This is a genomic window from Tessaracoccus pujii (assembly GCF_055326215.1).
In genome coordinates, this window is record NZ_JBUZNP010000017.1 from 21,086 (window position 1) to 28,947 (window position 7,862).

Annotated in this window: 6 protein-coding genes; 3 read left to right on the top strand and 3 right to left on the bottom strand. The window is 69.9% G+C overall.

Annotated features, from left to right (window positions below):
* The first annotated feature begins 12 nt into the window (after positions 1–12).
* The 3 genes from ACZK5N_RS14450 to ACZK5N_RS14460 are packed head-to-tail and all read left to right on the top strand — an operon-like array spanning position 13 to position 4,096.
* Complete coding sequence (locus tag ACZK5N_RS14450; protein WP_463625196.1) at positions 13–1,431, top strand: FAD-binding protein; 1,419 nt, start codon at positions 13–15, stop codon at positions 1,429–1,431.
* Positions 1,424–2,887, top strand: coding sequence for an FAD-dependent tricarballylate dehydrogenase TcuA (gene tcuA, locus ACZK5N_RS14455; RefSeq protein WP_463625198.1), 1,464 nt, complete (start codon positions 1,424–1,426; stop codon positions 2,885–2,887). Before ACZK5N_RS14450 ends, tcuA begins: the two co-directional genes overlap by 8 nt.
* Positions 2,888–2,923: 36 nt before the next feature.
* Entirely contained in the window at positions 2,924–4,096 is a 1,173-nt protein-coding gene (locus ACZK5N_RS14460; protein ID WP_463625199.1) for an MFS transporter, read from the top strand.
* Positions 4,097–4,207: 111 nt separating this feature from the next.
* Here ACZK5N_RS14460 and ACZK5N_RS14465 read toward each other — a convergent pair whose 3' ends face one another.
* From ACZK5N_RS14465 to istA, 3 genes are all read right to left on the bottom strand, one after another.
* Positions 4,208–5,068: an NAD(P)H-binding protein gene (locus tag ACZK5N_RS14465; protein WP_463625200.1), complete on the bottom strand. Its 861-nt coding sequence runs from the start codon at positions 5,066–5,068 to the stop codon at positions 4,208–4,210.
* Positions 5,069–5,343: 275 nt separating this feature from the next.
* Positions 5,344–6,147, bottom strand: a complete 804-nt coding sequence (gene istB, locus ACZK5N_RS14470; protein WP_459017651.1) for an IS21-like element helper ATPase IstB — start codon at positions 6,145–6,147, stop codon at positions 5,344–5,346.
* Positions 6,144–7,670: an IS21 family transposase gene (gene istA / locus ACZK5N_RS14475; RefSeq protein ID WP_459017652.1), complete on the bottom strand. Its 1,527-nt coding sequence runs from the start codon at positions 7,668–7,670 to the stop codon at positions 6,144–6,146. Before istA ends, istB begins: the two co-directional genes overlap by 4 nt.
* Positions 7,671–7,862: the final 192 nt, after the last annotated feature.

The following is a 7,862-nucleotide window of genomic DNA, read 5'->3' on the forward strand; positions in this document are numbered from 1 at the left end:
CAGGAGTCAATGATGACCGAGCAGAATCCCCGTTACGACGTCGTGGTGGTCGGTGCAGGGGCCGCGGGACTCTCCGCGGCGCTGAGCGCATGGGAGGCCCTCGCCCAGACCGTCGACAATCCCAGCGTGGCCATGCTGGAGCGGTCCACCAAGGACCTGCGCGGAGGCAATACCCGCTGGTCGGGGGCCTTCCTCCGGCTGAAGGACCGGACCACCCCCGTCGACAACCTCGCCGAGTACGGCGTCACGGTCTCCCGCGGCCAGGCATCCGGGGAGTACTACGAGCGCCTGGCTGAGAAGGTGCCCGAGGCCTTCGGCTGGATGGTCCACAAGGGCGTCCAGCTGGAGGCCCTCCCCACGATCTTCCTCACCGCGTCCGCCACCCGCTACTCGCCGGTGGGTGGGGGTGAGCACATCGTCGAAACCCTCTTCGCTGCTGTCGAGCAGACGGGCATCGACGTCTGGTACGAGACGTCCGCCGAGAAGCTCATGGTCGACGACGCCGGTGCCGTGACCGGCATCGTCGTGCGGAACCCCGACGGCGCGCTGCGTCGCGTCGAGGCCGGCTCCGTGGTGCTCGCCACCGGGGGGTTCCAGGCCAACGGCGAAATGATGTCGCGCTACATCGGCGAGAGCGCCTACCGCATCCCGCCCATCTCGATGGGCGGCCGCAACAACCGCGGCGACGGCCTGCGAATGGCGATGGAGGTCGGCGGCGGAACGGCCGGCCAGTTCGACATCTTCCACGCCGAGCCCAAGGACCCCCGGTCCGACGTGGCCGAGGCCGTCGTCATGACCTATCCCTACGGGATCGTCGTCAACAAGTTCGGCACGCGGTTCATCGACGAGGGCGCCAACACCGTGGACCAGACGTACGAGAGGGTGGCCCGGGCCCTGTTCAAGGAGCCCGACTCCATCGCCTACGCCGTCTTCGACCAGAAAGTGCTGTCCACCCCAGGCTACGAGCACGCCGTGCTGACTGACGTGCCCCCGGTGGAGGCCGGTTCGATCGCGGAACTGGAGCAGCTGCTGGAGATGCCGGATGGTGCCCTGCAGGCGACCGTCGAGGCGTTCAATGCGGCGTGCCCCGACGACCAGTCCGGCTACGACTGGTCCGCCCTCGACCACCTGGGCGCCAAGCCCGAGGGCCAGCCGGCCAAGTCCAACTGGGCGCGGCCCCTGGACCAGGGCCCGTTCTTCGCCTACCCGCAGATCTGCGCCAACGTGTTCACCTTCGGCGGCGTCAAGACCGATCTCGAGGCGCGTGTAGTCACCTCCGACGGGTACCCCGTCCCGAACCTCTACGGCGCCGGCGAGATGACAGGCCTCTACTTCGAGATGTATGCGGGATCCACCTCCGTGATGCGCTCGGTCACCTTCGGCCGCACGGCGGGCGTGAACGCGGCGAAGGCAGGCACGCCCCATGCCTGACGCCGACGTCGTCGTCGTGGGGGCCGGTAACGCCGGCTTCTGCGCTGCGCTGGCCGCCGCCGAGCGCGGCCGGCGGGTGCTCCTGCTCGAGAAGGCGGACAGGGAGGCGGCCGGCGGGAACTCTTATTACACCCACGGCGCCACCCGCATCATTCACGACGGGCTGGAGGACCTGCTGCCGATCCTGGAACCCGACGAGCGGCACGCCGTCACCGTCGTGCCCCCGTACAGCGTCGAGGAGTACACCGGCGACATCTCCAAGCTCTCGGGCAACCGCAACGACCCGGAGCGCACCCGGGTGCTGGTGACAGAGTCGCACGACGCGCTGCGGTGGCTTCACTCCCTGGGGATGCGTTATGAGCTCCTCTACGGGCGGCAGGCGCACTTCAACGACGACGGCACGATCCTGTTCTGGGGCGGGCTGCACGTCGGCAACGTGGGTACCGGGATCGGGATGATCCGGGACTACACCCAGCTCGCCGAGGCACTCGGGGTGGAGATCCGCTACGGCCACCACGTCACCGGGCTGGTCACGTCCGCCGGCCGGGTCACGGGCGTCACCGTCACCGATCCCGACAGCACCACACGGGAACTGACCGCGGAGTCGGTCATCCTCACCTCCGGGGGGTTCCACGCCAGCCCGGAGCTCCGGGCCAAGTATTTCGGGGAGGAGTGGCGCGACGTGGTGGTGCGCGGCACCCCCACGAGCACCGGCGAGATGCTCACGGCCGCACTCGCCGTCGGGGCCGCAGCCGACGGCGACTTCGACGTCCCCCACGCCACGATGATCGACGCCGACTACCCCGAGAACTCCTCGAACCGCGAGCTCACCAACACGTTGGCCCGGCTCAGCTACCCCGTCGGCATCATCGTCAACCGGGACGGTGATCGCTTCATCGACGAGGGCGCCGACTTCCGCAACTACACCTACTCCAAGACCGGCAAGGCCGTGCTGAACCAGCCGGGCGGCCGGGCGTTCCAGCTGTTCGACAACTCGGTTCGGGGCGACCTGCGCGTCGACCAGTACGACATGCCCGGCGCCACCGTCATCTCCGCCGACACCGTCGAGGAACTCGCGGAGAAGGCCGGCATCGACGCCGAGGGTCTGCGCCGCACGGTGGAGGAGTTCAACGCCTCCGTCGACACGACGAAGCCCTATGACCCGACGGTGCTGGACGGACGCCGGGCGGAGTGCAACCCGCCGAAGTCCAACTGGGCCGTCGGGCTCGAGTCGCCGCCGTTCTGGTGCTACCCGGTGGTGTCCGGCATCACGTTCACCTACGGCGGCCTGGCCTCCGACGTCGACGGTCGCGTCCTCGACGCCGACGGGCAGCCGATCCCCGGCCTCTTCGTGGCAGGCGAGCTGATGGGCGGCCTGTACTGGGGCGGCTACCCGGGCGGGACCGGGCTGGCCGCGGGTCAGGTGTTCGGCAGGCGGGCTGGTGCACGTGCCTGACCTCCAGTGCGCGGGGCAGCCCGATCCGGTCAGGCGGTGACCGCGGGTCCCGGGTTGAGCAGGTGGCGGGCCTACACCGTCATCGGCGGGATCGCGCTCGCCACCGCCGCCGCCGTGTTCACGATCCGGCCCTCGCTCACGTACCGGATCATCGAACAGGGCATGGACCCGGGCTGGATCGGCGTGGTGGGAGCGGCCTACGCCGTCGCGCCGTTGCTGGCGGCACCGCTGCTCGGGAACCTCAGCGACCGCTGGGGAACTCGGTTGTCCCTGGTCGCGGGGACCTCGACGATGACCGTGGGCGGACTGCTGCTCGTCCAGGCGTGGAGCCCGTGGCTCCTGCTCCTGGGGGCGGTGGTTCTCGGGCTCGGTCATTTCCTCGCGCTCGTCGGGCTGCAGACGGCCGCCAGCGCCTTCGGCCGCGACACCGACCGGGTGCACCACCTGTTCGCGGCGCTGTCGCTCTCGCTGTCCGTCGGGCACATCCTGGGCCCCGGCTTCCTCGCGCTGATCAGCGGCTCCGCGGCCGTTCCCCCGAGCACCCCCATCCTCGTGACCATGACCGTGGCCCTGGCGGCGTGCCCGCTGTTGTCGCTGCTCTGGACGCGTCCCGAGGACCGGCGATCAGCGACGGCGGTCGCGCCCGGGTGGCGGGAACTGCTGCACCTCCGGCGGTTGGTCTCCGCGGTCACGATCTCTGGGCTCGTCGTTGCGGCGATCGACATGACCGCCCTCTACCTGCCGCTGCTCGGAAGCGAGCGAGGCCTGAGCAGCGGATTCGTGGGCTGGTTGCTGGTCTCCCGCGCCGTCGCCTCCGCGCTGGTGCGGATCGCGCTCAACCCCATGGTGGACCGATGGGGTGCCCGACGCGTGGTCGTCGTCGGCCTGGCCCTGGCGACGCTGGCGATGGGCTCCATCGCCGTACCCTCGTCGCCCTGGGTGCTGCTGCTGATCATGGCCGTGGTAGGCGCCAGCCTGGGCGTGGCCGATCCCATCACCGGCGCGTGGAGCGCCCTGGCCGCGCCCCTCGACGCGCAGGGACGGGCAGCGTCGCTGCGGTTCATGGCCAATCGGACCGGGCAGGTGATCGTCCCGTTGCTGGCGGCCGGGATCGCGCCGTTCGTCGGTGCCGTCGGGGGATTCCTGCTGGTCACCGTCGGCCTGGGCGCCTCCAGCATCCTGGCCCAGCGCACGGCTCCCCTCGACTGATCGCTCCCCGGCGCGCGCCTGCCTCCGCACCTAGGAGCGCGCTCGGCACCGTGATGCATCCGCGAAGGGCGGCCTGGAGTCCTCTCCTCGCCGACGGCGAGTGGATGAGCCTCAGGCGATACCGCGCGCCCAGGAACGGACCGCGTCGTCGATGGGCGTGGTGGGCCGTCCGATAAGCCGCGACAGGTCCCCGCTGGTGACCAGGAGGGTGTCGTCGGCGGTGTTCGTGTCCAGCGTGGTGATGAACCCGATGGTGCCGTCGTCGAGTCCGGCCTCGCGTAGGACGCTGACGTGCTCATCGGTATCGACCTCCCGGAGGGAAACGGGCTGACCGAGGACCTCCGCGAAGGTGTTTACGAGGTCCCGCATCGTCCATGTGGTGTCGCCGCCGAGCTCGTAGACGGCGTTGTCATGCCCGTCGCCGCTCAGCGCGACGGCGGCGGCCTCGGCGTAGTCGGCGCGGGCGGCGCTCGACACCCGCCCGTTGCGCGCGCTGGTGACGACGACGCCGGCCCGGCGGGCCTGCTCGAAGGTGGGCTGGTAGTTCTCGTGGTACCAGCCGTTCCGCAGGAGTGTGTAGGTGAGGCCGCTGTCCCGCAGGAGCTGCTCGGTGGCCACGTGCTCGGGCGCGACGAGCAGGCTGGTGCTGTCCGCTCCGACCACGCTCGTGTACACGATCCGGGCCGCGCCTGCGGACTTCGCCGCCGCGATGACGTTGCCGTGCTGGGCGATCCGCTGGCCCACCTCGCTGCCGGAGATCAGCAGCACCGTGTCGCCTTCGTTGATGACGCCGTCGGCGGGGTTGTTGTAGTCGAGGACGGCGGTGCGGACGCCCTGGGAGCGGAGCGCCGCGAGACGGTCGAGGGCTCGCCCGGTGGCGACGATGTCGTCGGCCCGGACCCCGCGGGCGAGCAGGCTCTGTACGACGAGGTTCCCGAGCTGACCGGTGGCGGCGGTGATGACGATGGACATGGTGCTCCTCGGGCTGGCGGGCTGTCGTCCCAAGGGTAGCCGCGCCACTTGATCATTCAAGTTCATGCGCTGCTGCGCGGCCCACAGTTCCCGACGGTGCCGCGAGGCTCGTCGTCACCGCGCTCCTCACACCGGGCAGGTCTGTCAAGGGCCACTGGTTTCTGCCCGGAGGCGGACATGAAACCTGCCCGGTAGCGGTCACGAGAAGTGCCCGGTGGTGGCCATGGGATCTGCCCCAGGGGGTTGTTGGCCATCCACCTCGGTCGAGGGCGTGGTTAGTGCAAGGGGGTCACCCCCCGGCCGGCGAGTGCTTGGGTGAGGCGGACGCTGTCGCCGCTGGTTTGGCAGACGTGGGCGTGGTGGAGGAGCCGGTCGACGGTGGCGGTGGCCAGCGTTTTGGGCATGAGTTCGTCGAAGCCGGCGGGGTGGAGGTTGGAGCTGATCGCGACGGAGCGTTTCTCGTAGGCGGCGTCGACCAAGCGGTAGAGGCCCTCGGCGGCGTCGTGGGACACGGGCAGCAGGCCGATGTCATCGACGACGACGACGTCGGCGCGCAGGATCCGGGCGATGGCTTTCGACACGGTGTCGTCGGCGCGGTGCCGGCGCAGCAGGAGGCCGAGGTCTTCGAGGGTGAACCAGGCGACGCGTAGTCCTTGTTCGACGGCGTGTTGGCCGAGTGCTTCGAGGAAGAACGTCTTCCCGGTGCCGGAGGGGCCGCAGACGACGAGGTTCTCCCGCCGACCGACCCATTCCAGGGTCCGGAGTGCTTGTTGGGTGGGGGCCGGGATCGATGAGGCGGTCGGCTGCCAGGCGTCGAAGGTTTTCCCGGTGGGGAACCCGGCGGCGGTGCGGCGGGTGGCGAGCGCGGAGCGTTCCCTTCCGGTGACCTCTTCGATGAGGAGGGCCTTGATGATTTCGGCGGGGTCCCAGCGTTGCGCTCGGGCGGTGGCGAGGATGTCAGGTGCCTGGGCCCGCATGTAGGGCAACCGCATCCGGCGCAGCAGGCCTTCCAGATCGGCCGGTAGCGGCGGGGCGACCGGGACTCCCGCGACGGGGACGGCGACCTTCGGTGCGGTCATGAGGCGATCTCCTGGGCGGGGTTGGTGCCGTAGGTGGCCCAGCCGCGGGTGCCTTGGGTCAGGGACTGGTCCTCGCTGGCCTGCAGCTGTTGGGGGTGGGGTCGGCTGCGGTGGTGGTCGAGGATGGAGGCGAGGTCGGCCTCGGCGAAGCGGCCGTGGACGGCGGCATGCCCCAAGGCCCAGTCGACGTCGGCGGGGTTGAACAGGCGTGCCAGCTGGACCGCGGCGGCCATCTTGACCCGCATCTTCCCGGTGCCCGCGTGAGCGGCCTCGACCAGCCAGATCCGCGCCCCTTCACCGAGGGCGAGGAACTCGGTGTCAGCGACCGTCTTCGCCCTGGGTGACCGCTCCAGGGCCCCGGCCGGGGCGGGCGGGAAATGCAGCCCCTCAAGCATCGGCGTGCCTGGGGTGGCGCGTCGGTGGCGGGCGACCTCGACCGGGCCCGCGTCGTCGAGGTGGCAGATCACGATCTGCTCATCCGCGCCGCGGCCGTGGACGCGGACCCAGACCGTCTCGCCGCAGAGCCGGTGAGGGACGGAGTACTGGCCGTGTTCGAAGTTCACCATCGGCGTGTTGTCCGGCACCACCCTCGTGGTCCCGAACGCGACCGTGAACGGCGCCGCGGCGACAGGATGCAACCGTGGGCGTTCCTCGGCCAGCATCTCGGCCGGGGCCCGGCGGGTGACCCGATGCGGGCGGGCGTTGACCAAGTCGCAGAACGCCTCGCAGGCGGCTTCGAGGTCGGCGAACGTGTCGTAGGCGTCGCGCAGGTTGGCGTCGGTGGGCACCAGGTCGGCCTTCGCGAGCTTCACCGATGATTCGGTGCCGCCCTTGCTCGCCGGGTCCGCCGGAACACATGTGTGAACCGTCACCGCATAATGCGAGGCGAAGGCGACCAGCTGCTGGTTCCGGACCGGGATCCCGGCGATGTGCTCACTGGTGACGGTCTTCTCGTTGTCGGTCAACACATACGTCGGGACGCCCCCGATCCGGCGGAACGTGACATCCAAGGCGGCGAACACCGAGGGCAGGGTCTTGTCCCGCAGCGGCAGCACCACCCGGAATCTCGACCACGCGACCCAGGCGACGAACAGGACCGTCTTGACCCCGTCGATCAACGGCCCGTCGCCGTAGTCGTACTGCAACCACATCCCGGGCTCGGTCACCCACGGCCGATGAACCCGGCGGTTCCCGACCCGGAACGCGGTCTTCGCGGCCGCGACCGCTCGGCGGGTGGTGCGCTCCGAGCCGGTGTAGCCCAGCCACTCCAGCTTCTGGTGGACCCTGTCGGCGCGGACCTTCCCCTTCGACCGCTCGACCCACTCCTCGACCTTCTCCAGGTAGTCGTCGATCAACTGCGGCCGGCGGGCCGTCCCCGACGGCGGGCCACCCAGCTTGTCGCGGGCCTCCACATAGCGTTTCACCGTGTGATGGGAACACCCCACCAACTCGGCGGTGTCACGCAACGACCCGGTCAGATCGTAAGCATCCAAGATTTCCATGATTTCCTCGGCAGACTTCAAGATGTCCCTTCCCGGGTGACGAACAGTGCTTCAGCACCACTCATCGCACTCGAGGAAGGGACGCCGACCGCGGACGCGGCAGGCAACGGATGTCGTGTCGGGCAGATCCCATGGCCACCACCGGGCAGATTTCATGACCGCCAGCGGGCAACTACATGACCGTCACTGGGCATTTTTCCGTGTCCGCCGACA

What these genes read in the sequence shown, in the direction of transcription:
- ACZK5N_RS14450 (WP_463625196.1), top strand. Translation starts at nt 13, where the DNA reads ATGACCGAGCAGAATCCCCGTTACGACGTCGTGGTGGTCGGTGCAGGG.
- tcuA (WP_463625198.1), top strand. Translation starts at nt 1,424, where the DNA reads ATGCCTGACGCCGACGTCGTCGTCGTGGGGGCCGGTAACGCCGGCTTC.
- ACZK5N_RS14465 (WP_463625200.1), bottom strand. Translation starts at nt 5,068, where the DNA reads ATGTCCATCGTCATCACCGCCGCCACCGGTCAGCTCGGGAACCTCGTC.
- istB (WP_459017651.1), bottom strand. Translation starts at nt 6,147, where the DNA reads ATGACCGCACCGAAGGTCGCCGTCCCCGTCGCGGGAGTCCCGGTCGCC.